Source organism: Candidatus Planktophila vernalis (genome assembly GCF_002288185.1).
Classification (GTDB): domain Bacteria; phylum Actinomycetota; class Actinomycetes; order Nanopelagicales; family Nanopelagicaceae; genus Planktophila; species Planktophila vernalis.
The window spans coordinates 199,055-211,730 of record NZ_CP016776.1; the positions used below are offsets into that span (position 1 = coordinate 199,055).

The 12,676-nt window shown below is 45.9% G+C and carries 21 protein-coding genes; all 21 read left to right on the plus strand.

The genetic code is table 11. From position 1 onward, the window contains the following. Positions 1–13 precede the first annotated feature (13 nt). Positions 14–382: a 50S ribosomal protein L14 gene (gene rplN / locus A7sIIA15_RS01075; RefSeq protein ID WP_018207215.1), complete on the plus strand. Its 369-nt coding sequence runs from the start codon at positions 14–16 to the stop codon at positions 380–382. 2 nt (positions 383–384) lie between these two features. Then, a complete protein-coding gene (gene rplX, locus A7sIIA15_RS01080; protein WP_095685403.1) occupies positions 385–696 on the plus strand; it encodes a 50S ribosomal protein L24 in 312 nt (103 codons plus the stop codon). Further along, on the plus strand, positions 696–1,253 hold the full coding sequence (rplE, locus tag A7sIIA15_RS01085) for a 50S ribosomal protein L5 (protein ID WP_095657597.1): 558 nt from the start codon (positions 696–698) through the stop codon (positions 1,251–1,253). Before rplX ends, rplE begins: the two co-directional genes overlap by 1 nt. Positions 1,254–1,256: 3 nt before the next feature. Beyond that, positions 1,257–1,442 carry a type Z 30S ribosomal protein S14 gene (locus tag A7sIIA15_RS01090; RefSeq protein WP_095526894.1) on the plus strand — a complete coding sequence of 62 codons (186 nt, stop codon included), beginning with the start codon at positions 1,257–1,259 and terminating at the stop codon, positions 1,440–1,442. A 74-nt stretch (positions 1,443–1,516) separates the two neighbouring features. Beyond that, on the plus strand, positions 1,517–1,921 hold the full coding sequence (gene rpsH, locus A7sIIA15_RS01095; RefSeq protein WP_095657596.1) for a 30S ribosomal protein S8: 405 nt from the start codon (positions 1,517–1,519) through the stop codon (positions 1,919–1,921). A gap of 7 nt (positions 1,922–1,928) precedes the next feature. Beyond that, entirely contained in the window at positions 1,929–2,468 is a 540-nt protein-coding gene (gene rplF / locus A7sIIA15_RS01100; RefSeq protein ID WP_095685404.1) for a 50S ribosomal protein L6, read from the plus strand. Further along, on the plus strand, positions 2,468–2,845 hold the full coding sequence (rplR, locus tag A7sIIA15_RS01105; RefSeq protein WP_018224905.1) for a 50S ribosomal protein L18: 378 nt from the start codon (positions 2,468–2,470) through the stop codon (positions 2,843–2,845). Before rplF ends, rplR begins: the two co-directional genes overlap by 1 nt. Next, the gene (gene rpsE, locus A7sIIA15_RS01110; protein WP_095657594.1) at positions 2,845–3,471 is read left to right on the plus strand and encodes a 30S ribosomal protein S5; all 627 of its coding nucleotides are present in this window, start codon (positions 2,845–2,847) and stop codon (positions 3,469–3,471) included. Before rplR ends, rpsE begins: the two co-directional genes overlap by 1 nt. Next, positions 3,471–3,653 (plus strand): 50S ribosomal protein L30, encoded by a 183-nt coding sequence (rpmD, locus tag A7sIIA15_RS01115; protein WP_018207223.1) that lies wholly within the window; start codon positions 3,471–3,473, stop codon positions 3,651–3,653. The genes rpsE and rpmD overlap by 1 nt, the downstream gene beginning before the upstream one ends. A 2-nt stretch (positions 3,654–3,655) precedes the next feature. Further along, on the plus strand, positions 3,656–4,096 hold the full coding sequence (rplO, locus tag A7sIIA15_RS01120) for a 50S ribosomal protein L15 (RefSeq protein WP_018207224.1): 441 nt from the start codon (positions 3,656–3,658) through the stop codon (positions 4,094–4,096). Between the two features lie 44 nt (positions 4,097–4,140). Next, positions 4,141–5,436, plus strand: a complete 1,296-nt coding sequence (gene secY / locus A7sIIA15_RS01125) for a preprotein translocase subunit SecY (protein ID WP_095685405.1) — start codon at positions 4,141–4,143, stop codon at positions 5,434–5,436. Continuing rightward, positions 5,436–6,068: an adenylate kinase gene (locus tag A7sIIA15_RS01130; RefSeq protein ID WP_095685406.1), complete on the plus strand. Its 633-nt coding sequence runs from the start codon at positions 5,436–5,438 to the stop codon at positions 6,066–6,068. Before secY ends, A7sIIA15_RS01130 begins: the two co-directional genes overlap by 1 nt. A gap of 10 nt (positions 6,069–6,078) precedes the next feature. Then, the gene (gene map, locus A7sIIA15_RS01135) at positions 6,079–6,891 is read left to right on the plus strand and encodes a type I methionyl aminopeptidase (protein WP_095685407.1); all 813 of its coding nucleotides are present in this window, start codon (positions 6,079–6,081) and stop codon (positions 6,889–6,891) included. 91 nt (positions 6,892–6,982) lie between these two features. Further along, positions 6,983–8,125, plus strand: coding sequence for a Bug family tripartite tricarboxylate transporter substrate binding protein (locus A7sIIA15_RS01140; RefSeq protein ID WP_095685408.1), 1,143 nt, complete (start codon positions 6,983–6,985; stop codon positions 8,123–8,125). Then, entirely contained in the window at positions 8,126–8,632 is a 507-nt protein-coding gene (locus A7sIIA15_RS01145) for a tripartite tricarboxylate transporter TctB family protein (protein WP_095685409.1), read from the plus strand. It begins immediately after the preceding gene. Then, positions 8,625–10,124 carry a tripartite tricarboxylate transporter permease gene (locus tag A7sIIA15_RS01150; protein ID WP_095685410.1) on the plus strand — a complete coding sequence of 500 codons (1,500 nt, stop codon included), beginning with the start codon at positions 8,625–8,627 and terminating at the stop codon, positions 10,122–10,124. The genes A7sIIA15_RS01145 and A7sIIA15_RS01150 overlap by 8 nt, the downstream gene beginning before the upstream one ends. Next, a complete protein-coding gene (locus tag A7sIIA15_RS01155) occupies positions 10,125–11,291 on the plus strand; it encodes an MFS transporter (protein ID WP_095685411.1) in 1,167 nt (388 codons plus the stop codon). Positions 11,292–11,406: 115 nt separating this feature from the next. After that, positions 11,407–11,628, plus strand: coding sequence for a translation initiation factor IF-1 (gene infA / locus A7sIIA15_RS01160; protein WP_018207233.1), 222 nt, complete (start codon positions 11,407–11,409; stop codon positions 11,626–11,628). Between the two features lie 17 nt (positions 11,629–11,645). Further along, positions 11,646–11,759: a 50S ribosomal protein L36 gene (gene rpmJ, locus A7sIIA15_RS01165; RefSeq protein WP_017955275.1), complete on the plus strand. Its 114-nt coding sequence runs from the start codon at positions 11,646–11,648 to the stop codon at positions 11,757–11,759. Positions 11,760–11,869: 110 nt separating this feature from the next. Continuing rightward, entirely contained in the window at positions 11,870–12,247 is a 378-nt protein-coding gene (gene rpsM, locus A7sIIA15_RS01170; protein ID WP_018224910.1) for a 30S ribosomal protein S13, read from the plus strand. Next, on the plus strand, positions 12,247–12,666 hold the full coding sequence (gene rpsK, locus A7sIIA15_RS01175; RefSeq protein ID WP_095685412.1) for a 30S ribosomal protein S11: 420 nt from the start codon (positions 12,247–12,249) through the stop codon (positions 12,664–12,666). Before rpsM ends, rpsK begins: the two co-directional genes overlap by 1 nt. The last annotated feature ends 10 nt before the right edge of the window (positions 12,667–12,676 follow it).

The following is a 12,676-nucleotide window of genomic DNA, read 5'->3' on the forward strand; positions in this document are numbered from 1 at the left end:
AGGTGGATAACTAATGATTCAACAAGAATCGCGCCTACGCGTTGCGGATAACACAGGAGCTAAAGAGCTTCTCTGTATTCGTGTGCTCGGTGGATCCAAGCGCCGTTATGCCGGTATCGGAGACATCATCGTCTGTTCTGTTAAGGATGCAATTCCTGGCGGACAAGTTAAGAAGGGTGAAGTCGTTAAGGCTGTCATCGTTCGTACAGTTAAAGAACGTCGTCGTCCAGACGGTTCTTACATCAAGTTTGATGAAAATGCCGCAGTGATCTTGAAGGCTGATGGCGAACCGCGTGGAACTCGTATCTTCGGACCGGTTGCACGCGAACTTCGCGATAAGAAGTACATGAAGATCATCTCGCTAGCACCGGAGGTGTTATAAACATGGCCAAGATTAAGAAAGATGACACTGTTTTGGTTATCGCCGGAAAAGATCGCGGTGTAACTGGAAAAGTTCTATCTGTCGATGGAAACCGCATCCTTGTTGAAGGTGTTAACCGCCAAAAGCGTCACACCAAAGAATCAACTGGAGATCGCGGCGTCAAAGTTGGCGGAATCATCACTGTTGAAGCATCAATTCATATTTCAAATGTCATGGTCACTGATGGCGATGGCAAGGCAACTCGTCTTGGCGTTCGCAAGGATGACGAAGGCAAGAATGTTCGCGTTTCACGTCGCACCGGAAAGGACATCTAATGTCAACAGCGTTAGACGTACGTCTTAAGGCTAAGTACAAGAGCGAAATCGCTCCAGCACTTAAGGCCGAATTCGGATTAAAGAACGTGATGCAGATTCCAAACCTGACCAAGATTGTGGTCAACATGGGTGTGGGCGATGCAGCTCGCGATTCAAAGCTTATTGAAGGTGCAATCCGCGACCTAGCAACTATCACTGGCCAAAAGCCACAAGTTACTAAGTCACGTAAATCAATTGCGCAGTTCAAGCTTCGTGAGAATCAGCCAATCGGTGCGCACGTAACAATGCGCGGAGATCGTATGTGGGAGTTCGCAGATCGTTTGCTTTCAATCTCACTTCCACGTATCCGCGACTTCCGTGGTCTTTCACCAAAGCAGTTTGATGGAAAAGGAAACTACACATTCGGTCTAACCGAGCAGGTTGTATTCCCAGAAATCGAACAGGACAAGATCGATCGTCCACGCGGTATGGATATCACCATTGTTACTACAGCTAAGAACGATGAAGAAGGTCGCGCACTACTTAAGGCGCTCGGCTTTCCATTCAAGGAGGCATAAGAGATGGCAAAGACATCACTGAAAGTTAAAGCAGCTCGCAAGCCAAAGTTCAAGGTTCGCGGCTATACCCGTTGCCAGCGTTGTGGTCGCCCACACTCTGTCTACCAAAAGTTTGGAATTTGTCGCGTGTGCTTCCGTGAAATGGCGCACCGTGGTGAACTTCCTGGCATCACCAAGGCATCTTGGTAATCCGTTCTATCCAATAACTACAACGAAATAGGTCCGCTAAGGAAACCAGTTCGAGAAAGGCCACGAGGCCACGTATGACAATGACAGATCCGATCGCAGACATGTTGACTCGTCTGCGCAATGCGAACTCTGCCTACCATGATTCGGTTTCAATGCCGTCATCATCGGTTAAGGCGAGAATTGCAGCGATCCTTCAAGCTGAGGGATATATCGCTTCACATCGCATTGAAGATGCAGAAAATGGAGTGGGCAAAAACCTCATTCTTGAACTTAAGTTTGGTGCAAACCGTGAGCGTTCAATCGCTGGTCTGCGTCGAGTAAGCAAGCCAGGGCTTCGCGTTTACGCAAAGTCAACAGCTCTACCAAAAGTACTTGGTGGACTTGGCGTTGCAATCATTTCAACTTCATCTGGATTGCTTACTGATAAGCAAGCCAATAAGCAGGGCGTAGGCGGAGAAGTTCTCGCCTATGTATGGTGATCGATAAATGTCACGTATTGGTCGCATGCCTATCACCGTCCCAAGCGGCGTTGAAGTAACAATCGCTGGACAGAACGTTGCAGTTAAGGGACCTAAGGGTTCACTTGCACTCAACGTTGCTGAGCCAATTCAAGTTTCACATGCAGAAGGTGTAATCACAGTTGCACGTCCAAACGAAGAGCGCATCACTCGTTCTCTTCACGGCCTATCTCGCACACTTGTTGCGAACATGGTTGAAGGCGTAACAAATGGCTACACACTTACAATCGAAATCGTTGGTGTTGGTTACCGCGTTGCTGAAAAGGGTAAGAACCTAGAGTTCCAACTTGGTTACAGCCACAACATCGATTTCCCAGCACCTGAAGGAATCACCTTCAAGGTTGAGTCACCAACTAAGTTCCATATCTCTGGAATTGATAAGCAGTTGGTTGGCGAAGTTGCTGCCAAGGTTAAGAAGCTTCGTAAGGCTGATCCTTATAAAGGTAAGGGCTTACGTCTGGCCGGGGAAATCGTTCGCCGCAAGCAAGGAAAGACGGGTAAGAAGTAATGGCTATTGGTGTAAAGGTCCGCAAAGGTTCGGCTACAAATGCCCGTGCCCGTCGTGCTTTCCGTGTTCGCAAGAAAGTTTCTGGAACAGCGCAACGTCCACGCTTAGTCGTTTCACGATCATCACGTCACTTGTTCGTGCAGGTTATTAACGATGAACTAGGTAAGACAATTGCCTACGCTTCAACAATGGAAGCAAATTTCCGTACAGATAAAGCAGACAAGAGTGCAAAGGCAAAGGCAATTGGTGCGTTGATCGCATCACGTGCAAAAGATGCTGGCGTTTCAACTGTCGTCTTTGACCGTGCTGGTAATAAGTATCACGGTCGCATTGCAGCAGTTGCTGACAGTGCGCGCGAGAATGGATTGGAGTTCTAATGGCTGAGACAACTACTCAAGCTCCTGCAGCAGCAGGTAACGAGCGTGGTAATTCAGGCAAAGGTCGCGGTGAACGCCGCGAACGCCGCGATGATCGCGAAAAAGAAAAGAACCCATTCATGGAGCGCGTTGTGTTCATCAACCGCGTATCTAAAGTTGTTAAGGGTGGACGTCGTTTCTCATTCACTGCTCTAGTTGTTGTCGGTGACGGCAATGGTCAGGTCGGTATTGGTTACGGAAAGTCTAAGGAAGTTCCAGCAGCGATTGCTAAGGCAGTAGAAGAAGCAAAGAAATCTTTCTTCACTGTTCCACGCGTTCAAGGAACTGTTCCTCACCCAGTACAAGGTGAAACAGCAGCTGGCGTAGTTCTACTTCGCCCAGCTAGCCCAGGTACCGGAGTTATTGCCGGTGGCCCAGTGCGTGCAGTACTTGAGTGCGCAGGCATCACAGATGTATTGACCAAGTCTCTTGGATCTAACAATGCAATCAACATGGTTCACGCAACCGTTGCTGCATTGAAGATGCTTGAAAGCCCAGCACAAATTGCTGCGCGTCGTGGTCGTCCACTAGAAGATGTTGCACCTGCAGCAATTATCCGCGCATTACAGACAACGGTAGGTGCATAATGCCTCGCTTAAAAGTAACTCAGATTCGTTCGAAGGTTGGCAATAAGCCAGAGCTTCGCGACACACTTCGTTCATTGGGCTTAAAGCGCATCAACGATGTTGTTGTTAAAGAAGATCGTCCAGAAATTCGAGGAATGGTTCACGCCGTTCGTCACATGATTACAGTTGAGGAGGTTGAATAAAGATGACGCTAAAACTTCATCATCTACGTCCAGCTCCTGGTGCTAAGAAAGCTAAGACTCGTAAGGGTCGCGGTGAAGCATCAAAGGGTAAGACGGCCGGTCGTGGTGGCAAGGGAACTCGTGCTCGTAACACAGTTCGCGCAGGTTTCGAAGGTGGTCAGCTACCTCTCGTAATGCGTTTGCCAAAGCTACGTGGTTTCAAGAACCCAGCTCGCATCGAATACCAGGCAGTCAATGTTTCAACTATTAACGCGCTTTTCCCTAAGGGTGGAGACGTAACAGTTGCAGACTTGATCGCTAAAGGTGCAGTTCGCGACAGCCTTCCAGTTAAGGTTCTCGGCAATGGCGAAATCGATGTCAAGGTGACAGTGACCGCACATGCATTTTCATCATCAGCAGTCGACAAGATCACTGCTGCTGGCGGAAAGACCAACGTTCTTTAATTACTAGTTCGACCAAAGATTTATAAGGGAAGAGGAGAAGATCAATGCTTTCAGCATTTGCTATGGCCTTCAGGACACCAGATCTACGTAAGAAGATCTTCTTCACTCTTTCTATTATGGCGCTGTTCCGTTTTGGTTCAGTAGTTCCAACACCAGGTGTTTCATATACAAACGTTCAAGAATGTTTGAAGACTGTTGAAACTGGTGGACTCTTTGGTCTTATTAACCTATTTAGCGGTGGTGCGCTTATTCAGCTCTCTGTATTCGCACTTGGCATCATGCCTTATATCACCAGCTCAATTATTGTTCAGCTTTTAACAGTTGTTATTCCTCGCTTTGAAGCACTTAAGCAAGAAGGACAATCAGGAACTGCAAAGCTGACTCAGTACACACGTTATTTAACAATCGGTCTTGCAATCTTGCAGTCAACAGGTTTGATTGCAGTTGCTCGTACACCAGGACGTCTACTTGCAGGTTGCGACCTACCAATCATTCCTGACACTTCATGGCAACGTATTGTCACCATGATCTTCGTTATGACTGCAGGAACATCTGTAATCATGTGGTTGGGTGAATTAATCACTGATCGTGGTGTTGGTAACGGTATGTCAATCTTGATCTTCACATCAATTGCTGCCTCATTCCCAAGCCAGTTGTGGTCAATTAGATTACAAAAGGGTTTGTTTGCCTTCATCTTCGTAATGGTTGTTGGTGTCATGGTTGTTGCAGCGGTGGTCTTCGTTGAGCAAGCTCAGCGGCGTATTCCAGTCCAATATGCCAAGCGCATGGTTGGACGCCAGGCATACGGTGGAACAAGCACATACATCCCAATCAAGGTTAACCAGGCTGGTGTTATCCCAGTAATTTTCGCTTCATCACTTCTCTATATTCCTTCGCTGATTGTGAACTTCACAAATAGCCAGGCAGCATGGGCAGTATGGGTAAGCCGTAACTTTGTTACAGGAGATCACCCAATTTATGTTGCAACATATGCAGCACTCATTATTTTCTTTACATACTTCTATGTTGCAATCACATTTAACCCAGATGAGGTTGCAGATAACATGAAGAAGTACGGCGGATTTATCCCTGGTATTCGTGCAGGCCGACCAACTTCTGAATATCTACAATATGTTCTCTCTCGCATTACAGCCCCAGGTTCTTTGTATCTAGCTCTTGTCGCCGTTATTCCAATCGGTGCCTTGGTTCTCTTTGGTGCAACACAGAACTTCCCATTTGGTGGAACAGCGATCTTGATCGTTGTGGGTGTTGGTCTTGATACTGCAAAGCAGATCGAGTCACAGTTGCAGCAGCGTTCATATGAGGGATTCCTTAAGTAATGCGTCTTGTCCTGGTAGGTCCACCAGGCGCTGGAAAAGGAACACAAGCACAATTCCTTGCAGCGCATTATTCAATTCCACATATTTCCACCGGTGACATTTTCCGCGCCAATTTAAAGGCAGGAACACCTCTAGGTCTTCAAGCTAAAGGCTTCATGGACAAGGGCGAGTTAGTACCAGATTCAGTAACAAATGAAATGGTGAAAGATCGCCTCACTCATGATGATGTCGCAAATGGATTCTTGTTTGATGGTTTTCCACGAAATGTTGCACAAGCTGAAGTCTTGCGCGCAATCTTGGCCGAGAAGAAGACACCACTGCATGCAGTTCTAGAGTTTTCATTAGCAAATGAAGAGATTGTTGCCAGATTATCTTCACGTCGCACATGTAAAGAGTGTGGACAGCCATCAGTTGGACACGATAAATGTCCACAATGCGGTGGAGATGTTTACCAGCGCGAGGATGACAAGGCCGAAGTTATTGCCCGTCGTTTAGAGGTTTATCAAGAGCAAACTGCACCAATCGTTTCTTTCTATCGCAATGAGGGCCTACTTATTACTGTTGGCGCACTCGGAAGCGTTGAAGACATAACAGCACATGCAATTTCGGCGCTAAGCCGCGTTTCAGAATAAACTAGTAAACATGGCAATTCAGATTAAAAACATTGAGCAATTAAAGCTCATGCGCCGTGCCGGATTAGTTGTGGCTGAGATTCACCAACTCATTCGTGATGCAGTTAAGCCAGGTATGACAACAAGTGCGTTGGATGCAATCTCTGAAGCTCATATAAAACGTAGTAAGGCGACATCTAATTTCAAGGGCTATCACGGCTTCCCAGCCACAATCTGTGTTTCAGTAAATGAAGAGATTGTTCACGGAATCCCTGGGTCAAGAATTATTAATGATGGTGACATAGTTTCAATTGACTGTGGAGCAATCGTCGACGGCTGGCATGGAGATGCTGCTTTTACAATCGGAGTTGGAACAGTAAATCCAGAAGATCAAAAGTTGATGGATGTATGTGAAGCATCAATGTGGCGGGGGATTGCCGCAGGAAAACATGGAGCCAAGCTTTCTGACATTGGTTATGCAATTGAGCAATACATTAATTCTCAAGGTAAATATGGAATCTTGCAAGAATATGGTGGTCACGGAATTGGTACTGAAATGCACCAGGAACCACACGTATTAAATTTTGGTCGCGCAGGACAAGGACCAGAGATAGTTGCTGGTTTAGCTCTTGCAATTGAACCAATGATTACCCGCGGATCTGCACGAACTAAAGTGTTAAAAGATGATTGGACTGTTGTCTCAACTGATTCATCTAGAGGTGCTCACTTCGAACACTCTTATGTCATCTGCCCTGATGGCAAGCCCTTTGTGCTCACAGCCATTGATGGCGGTCAGAGTGACCTAGAACACCTAGGAATTGAGATATCTAGCCTGCTCATGTAAATAATTAATCGTTTTGTTACATACAAACGCTTAACAATTGTGCGGATTCATACTACTTTCTACTCAACCTTCACCCTCGAGGGTAGAAATTATGGAGATCTCATCGATGAGAAAGAATTCTTTTATTCGTTTCGCTGTTGCGGCAACTGCAGTTGCTGTTTTAGCAGGAACGGCGTTTCCAGCAAATGCTGCAGTCAAGCCGGCTAATAAAGCAACAATCGGTGATGACTGCACTAAAGCATCTACTGGCAAAAAAGCTCCAGGCCGTGGAGTTGATGGAACAGATCTAACTTGTATGGTTGTGCCAACTGGTTCATACAAGGGTGATAACAAGTGGTGGTACGCAGATGTTAAGCCACTAAAAAATATTGACTGGACAATCCCTGCTAACCCAGGTGGATATTCACTCACAGCAGATGCAATCACAAACTCTCTTAAAGCAGAAGGTCTTCTAACTGCAACAACATCTGTTTATAAGCCAGGTGCTGGTGGAGCTGTTGGTCTTGCTGCATTCCAGGAAATCAAGGGCAAGCCAGAAGCAGGAATTATCACTGGTATTGCAATGACTGGTGGACTTTATTCAAACAAGTCAACACTTAATCTTTTAGCTTCAACACCAATTGCAAAGATCTTGCGCGAGTATGAAGGAATCGTTGTTCCAGCTTCCTCTAAGTACCGCACATTGAAGCAATTGATGGATGACCTTGTTGCAAAGCCAAATGCGGTTGCTATCGCAGGTGGTAACAAGGGTGGAGTAGATCACCAAACTATTGGTCTACTTGCACAAAAGGCTGGCGTGGATCCAACTAAGTTGAACTACGTTGTTTACTCAGGTGGACCAGAAGTAATCACTTCACTCCTAAGTAATGCAACACAGGTTGGTATTTCTGGTGCACTTGACTTCGCACCATATGTTGCATCAGGAAAGATGCGCTATCTCGGAGTTTCATCAGCCAAGACAATCTCTGGTATCAAGGCTAAGACTTTCGTTTCACAGGGTTACGACCTTGTATACGGAAACTGGCGCGGAATCATGGCCCCAGCTGATCTTTCAAAGGCTGATTACCTCAACTTCATTAAGGTAATTGACATCATGCACATTTCACCAGCATGGAAAGCTGAACTCACAAAGAACAAGTGGGACAACGAGTTCGTAGCAGGAACTGCTTTCAAGTCATTCCTTGAGAAGCACATTCCTGAAATCAATGCAGTTATGAAGGGCCTTGGAATCTAATTGATTCTAAAGATCTCTAAGCAGGCTAAGGGGGAGCTGGTATTTGCCAGCTCTCTCTTCCTGCTTGGGATATTTGTTGCTTGGGATACATCACGGATGGATGTCCCACAGGGTTCATCAATTGTTAGCCCTCAAACTTTTCCATACATGGTTGCAGCTTTCACTTCATTAGTCGGGTTCAGTTTGATTATGCAAGTTTTGCGGGGTCGACTTGGAACACCTGAAGGCGATCAGCCAGGTGATCCATTTCTTGGAGCCAACTTTAAAACGATGGCAATAATTGCCACCGCTATTGCTCTCCATGTGATTCTGCTTGAAATTGCTGGCTATGTAATTGCAGCAACAGTCTGTTTCTTTGGAGTTGCCTATGGATTTGGCTCAAGAAAATACCTGAAAGATTTAGGAATTAGTCTTGCTTTTGCATTAGTTGTTTATTTCTCATTCACAATAGGCCTAAATATCAACCTTCCTTCAGGCTTCTTCGAAGGAGTGTTCGGAAATGGGTAATAGCTTTGCAATGTTGATGGATGGTTTCCAAACCGCCTTCACCCCAACAAATTTGATGTTTGGACTTCTAGGAACATTCCTTGGAACTCTTGTTGGAGTATTGCCTGGAATTGGACCTGCTCTAGCAATTGGTTTACTGCTTCCTGTTTGTTTAACAGTTAATCCCACTTCAGCGCTCATTATGTTTGCCGCAATTTTCTATGGTGCTATGTATGGCGGATCAACTACATCTATTTTGCTCAATACTCCGGGTGAAAGTGGCTCGGTGATTACGGCCCTTGAAGGCAACAAAATGGCCAAAGCCGGCCGTGCTGGTGCTGCATTAGCAACTGCTGCTATTGGATCATTCGTAGCTGGAACAATTGCCACACTGTTATTGGCTTTTGGCGCTCCCTGGATGGCCGATGTTGCACTCACTATCCAGCCCGCAGGTTATTTATCTCTAATTATTTTGGCTTTTGCAACAGTTGGAACTCTGCTTGGTTCATCAAGAATTCGTGGCTTAGTCGCACTCTCTGTGGGATTAGTTATTGGTCTTATCGGTGCTGATCTTCAATCTGGTGCACTGCGATTAACTTTTGGCAATATGAATGCCATTGATGGAATTGAAACAGTTACAGTCATTGTGGCAATTTTTGCATTAGGTGAAGCGCTCTATCTTGCAAGCCGTCACACATTAGTGCGCACTGAAGTCCTTGAGATGAAAGGCAAAGCCTGGATGACGCGAGAAGATTTCCGTCGCTCATGGAAACCATGGCTACGTGGAACTGCAATTGGTTTCCCACTGGGAGTTATTCCAGCGGGTGGCTCTGAAGTACCAACATTTTTAAGTTATGGCGTTGAAAAATCTTTGTCTAAAAACAAAGATGAGTTTGGTAAAGGTGCAATTGAAGGCGTTGCTGGCCCAGAGGCTGCAAATAATGCAAATGCTGCAGGCGTGTTAGTTCCAATGCTTGCTCTAGGTTTACCAACTTCTGCAACCGCAGCCGTTGTTTTAGTTGCTTTCCAGTCCTTTAATATTCAACCAGGACCAATGCTTTTCCAGACTAGTCCGGAAATTGTCTGGGGATTAATCGCCTCGCTGTTTATCGGTAACGCCTTGCTATTAGTACTTAACCTGCCTTTAATTCGCTTTTGGGTGCTGTTACTTAAGATTCCAACACATTACTTATATGCAGGAATTACTACCTTTGCCTTACTGGGTGCCTACGCCCTTAATAACTCCACATTTGATCTGCAAGTGGCATTGGCTGTGGGATTTATTGGCTATTTGTTCCGCAGATTTGGTGTGCCAGTTACGCCTTTGATTATCGGTGTGATTTTGGGGCCATTAGCTGAACTGCAATTCAAGCGCGCACTTCAAATTAGCCAGGGGGATTGGAATATCTTGATTGCTGGCGGATTCCCAAAGATCATCTACGGCATTTTATTGCTGGTGATTATTGGGCCTCTAGTGTGGAACTTTAAGAAAAAATTCGCAGTTAATAAGTAAATGAGTTCAGACAAGCTCTTGCCCTGGGCTAAGCCTTTACTTATTTCATCCACCCTCACTCAAGCAACTATCTACGTTCTGCGTCCGATGATTACTTATCGAGCGTTAGAGCTTGATGCCAACGCTGCACAGATTGGTTTGATTGCATCGGTTTATGCTCTTTTCCCAGTTTTACTCGCACTCCAATTTGGTAAGTGGGTAGGGCGAATGGGTGAAGCTAAGTTTATTATCTATGGAACGTTAGCGATGCTGGTAACTTCTGCAGGACTTATGGGTGCTAATTCAATTCTCTGGCTATCAATTGCCGCAGCGTGTGCAGGTACTGCACACTTAGCGTGCATGGTGGGTGGACAGTCCATGGTGGCACTTCGTGCACCGCGCGAGAGCTATGACAAATACTTTGGTTTCTATACTTTCAGTGCATCTGTTGGACACATGCTTGGCCCGATAGTTGCAGCAGTTGTTGCTGGATCAAATGGAAATCTTCCTAAATCAACATCCAACGCCTTCTTACTTGGAGTTGTATTAACAATTCTTGCGCTCTTTCCTGTCATTAGGTGGAGAAATGAGCGACCAACAGTTGTTGCACAGCAAAACTCTGAAGGAACATATAAGACCGCTTTAAACCTGGTAAAGCGCCCAGGAATCCTTGCAGCTATCTATATCTCTCTTGCAATCTCATCTGCTGCCGATGTTTTAGTAGTTTTCTTGCCGCTATTTGGTGCTGAAAATAACTTCTCGCCTTATGCAGTGGGTGCGATTCTGGCTATTCGTGCAGGCACGACAATGCTTTCAAGGCTCTTTCTTGGAAAATTGAGTGAGCGATTTACAACATTCCAGCTGCTCTGGTGGAGCACGGTGATCTCAGTTATTTCATGTGCTGCAATGGCATTTGCACACACACCACTCACACTTGGTTTAATTGTTTTTGTTGCAGGCTTTTCACTTGGTATCGGACAACCTTTAACGATGTCATTAGTTTCGCAAAAGACTCAAAGTGAAGAACGAGCATTAGCTGTCTCGGCCCGTTTGATGGGAAATCGATTAGGACAGTTTTTAGTACCGGCCGCAGCCGGTATTGCAGCAGCAGCTTCTGGGGCAGGGGCGGTCTTTATTGGCCTCGCAGTGCTTTTGGGTAGCTCGCTTTTCAGCGTGAAAAAAGAGTAGATGTGGCCTGAGTTACACCCATGTAATTCATTTGGGCCGATTTCCCTTATCTGAGCCCGCCCTCTAAACTACGACTTCGCTTGTTTCACGCTCAAAACAGAAATGTGGTTACAGCTTGGCTAGTAAAGATGGTGCAATCGAAATGGAAGGCACTGTTGCTGAAGCTTTACCTAATGCAATGTTTCGCGTGGAGCTAACAAATGGACATAAAGTCCTCGCTCACATAAGCGGCAAGATGCGAAAGAACTACATTCGCATTCTTCCTGCCGATCGTGTGATCGTGGAAATGAGTCCGTATGACCTTACAAAAGGTCGAATTATTTATCGTTACAAGTAACGAAGGAGCACAACGACATGAAGGTTAATCCAAGCGTTAAGAAGATTTGCGATAAGTGCAAAGTCATTCGCCGCAAGGGTCGCGTCATGGTCATTTGTGAAAACCTTCGTCACAAGCAACGTCAAGGATAAATAAGCACTAACAAACTCGTAATACGACTTTTAGGAAACTAAAAGACCTCTGGACTGGTAGGCCAGAGAACAGTATTGCGGAGGACCTCCAGATATAGATAGGTAGATACATGGCACGTCTTGTCGGTGTCGATCTCCCGCGCGAAAAGCGCTTGGAAGTCGCACTCACTTATATTTTTGGAATGGGTCTTACCCGTTCTCAAAAAACATTAGCAGCAACTGGGATTAGCCCAGACATTCGCGTGAAGGACCTGCAAGAAGCAGATCTAGCAAAGCTACGTGAATACATCGAAGCAAACTTCAAAATCGAAGGTGACCTTCGTCGTGAAATTTCCGGCGACATTCGTCGCAAGGTTGAAATCCAGAGCTACCAAGGCATTCGTCACCGTAAGGGACTACCTGTTCGTGGTCAGCGCACACATACAAATGCGCGCACACGTAAGGGTCCTCGTAAGGCAATTGCAGGTAAGAAGAAGGTGACTAAGTAATGGCCGCAGCTAAAACTAAGACTGCCCCAGCAACTAAGGGCAAAGTTAAAATTCGTAAGAAGGAAAAGAAGAATGTTGCTGTTGGTAAAGCGTTCATTAAGAGCACTTTCAACAACACAATCATTTCTATTACTGATCCAACCGGCGCTGTTATCTCTTGGTCATCATCTGGCCAGGTTGGTTACAAGGGCTCACGTAAGTCAACTCCTTTCGCAGCACAGCTTGCAGCAGAAGCCGCAGCTCGTCGCGCACAGGAGCATGGCCTAAAGAAGGTAGATGTCTTCGTTAAGGGACCTGGTTCCGGACGCGAAACTGCAATCCGTTCATTGCAAGCAGCTGGTTTGGAAGTTGGTGCCATCTCTGATGTAACACCTGCTCCACACAACGGTTGCCGTCCATGTAAACCACGTCGAGTTTAAGGAAGGAAGA

Bases quoted from the DNA above. Each gene is read 5' to 3' on its own strand.
- rpsH (WP_095657596.1), top strand. From the start codon at position 1,517: ATGACAATGACAGATCCGATCGCAGACATGTTGACTCGTCTGCGCAAT.
- rplE (WP_095657597.1), top strand. From the start codon at position 696: ATGTCAACAGCGTTAGACGTACGTCTTAAGGCTAAGTACAAGAGCGAA.
- rplR (WP_018224905.1), top strand. From the start codon at position 2,468: ATGGCTATTGGTGTAAAGGTCCGCAAAGGTTCGGCTACAAATGCCCGT.
- rpmD (WP_018207223.1), top strand. From the start codon at position 3,471: ATGCCTCGCTTAAAAGTAACTCAGATTCGTTCGAAGGTTGGCAATAAG.
- rplN (WP_018207215.1), top strand. From the start codon at position 14: ATGATTCAACAAGAATCGCGCCTACGCGTTGCGGATAACACAGGAGCT.
- rpsM (WP_018224910.1), top strand. From the start codon at position 11,870: ATGGCACGTCTTGTCGGTGTCGATCTCCCGCGCGAAAAGCGCTTGGAA.
- A7sIIA15_RS01130 (WP_095685406.1), top strand. From the start codon at position 5,436: ATGCGTCTTGTCCTGGTAGGTCCACCAGGCGCTGGAAAAGGAACACAA.
- rpsE (WP_095657594.1), top strand. From the start codon at position 2,845: ATGGCTGAGACAACTACTCAAGCTCCTGCAGCAGCAGGTAACGAGCGT.
- rplO (WP_018207224.1), top strand. From the start codon at position 3,656: ATGACGCTAAAACTTCATCATCTACGTCCAGCTCCTGGTGCTAAGAAA.
- A7sIIA15_RS01155 (WP_095685411.1), top strand. From the start codon at position 10,125: ATGAGTTCAGACAAGCTCTTGCCCTGGGCTAAGCCTTTACTTATTTCA.
- rplX (WP_095685403.1), top strand. From the start codon at position 385: ATGGCCAAGATTAAGAAAGATGACACTGTTTTGGTTATCGCCGGAAAA.
- secY (WP_095685405.1), top strand. From the start codon at position 4,141: ATGCTTTCAGCATTTGCTATGGCCTTCAGGACACCAGATCTACGTAAG.
- rpmJ (WP_017955275.1), top strand. From the start codon at position 11,646: ATGAAGGTTAATCCAAGCGTTAAGAAGATTTGCGATAAGTGCAAAGTC.
- map (WP_095685407.1), top strand. From the start codon at position 6,079: ATGGCAATTCAGATTAAAAACATTGAGCAATTAAAGCTCATGCGCCGT.
- A7sIIA15_RS01150 (WP_095685410.1), top strand. From the start codon at position 8,625: ATGGGTAATAGCTTTGCAATGTTGATGGATGGTTTCCAAACCGCCTTC.
- A7sIIA15_RS01090 (WP_095526894.1), top strand. From the start codon at position 1,257: ATGGCAAAGACATCACTGAAAGTTAAAGCAGCTCGCAAGCCAAAGTTC.
- A7sIIA15_RS01140 (WP_095685408.1), top strand. From the start codon at position 6,983: ATGGAGATCTCATCGATGAGAAAGAATTCTTTTATTCGTTTCGCTGTT.
- rpsK (WP_095685412.1), top strand. From the start codon at position 12,247: ATGGCCGCAGCTAAAACTAAGACTGCCCCAGCAACTAAGGGCAAAGTT.
- rplF (WP_095685404.1), top strand. From the start codon at position 1,929: ATGTCACGTATTGGTCGCATGCCTATCACCGTCCCAAGCGGCGTTGAA.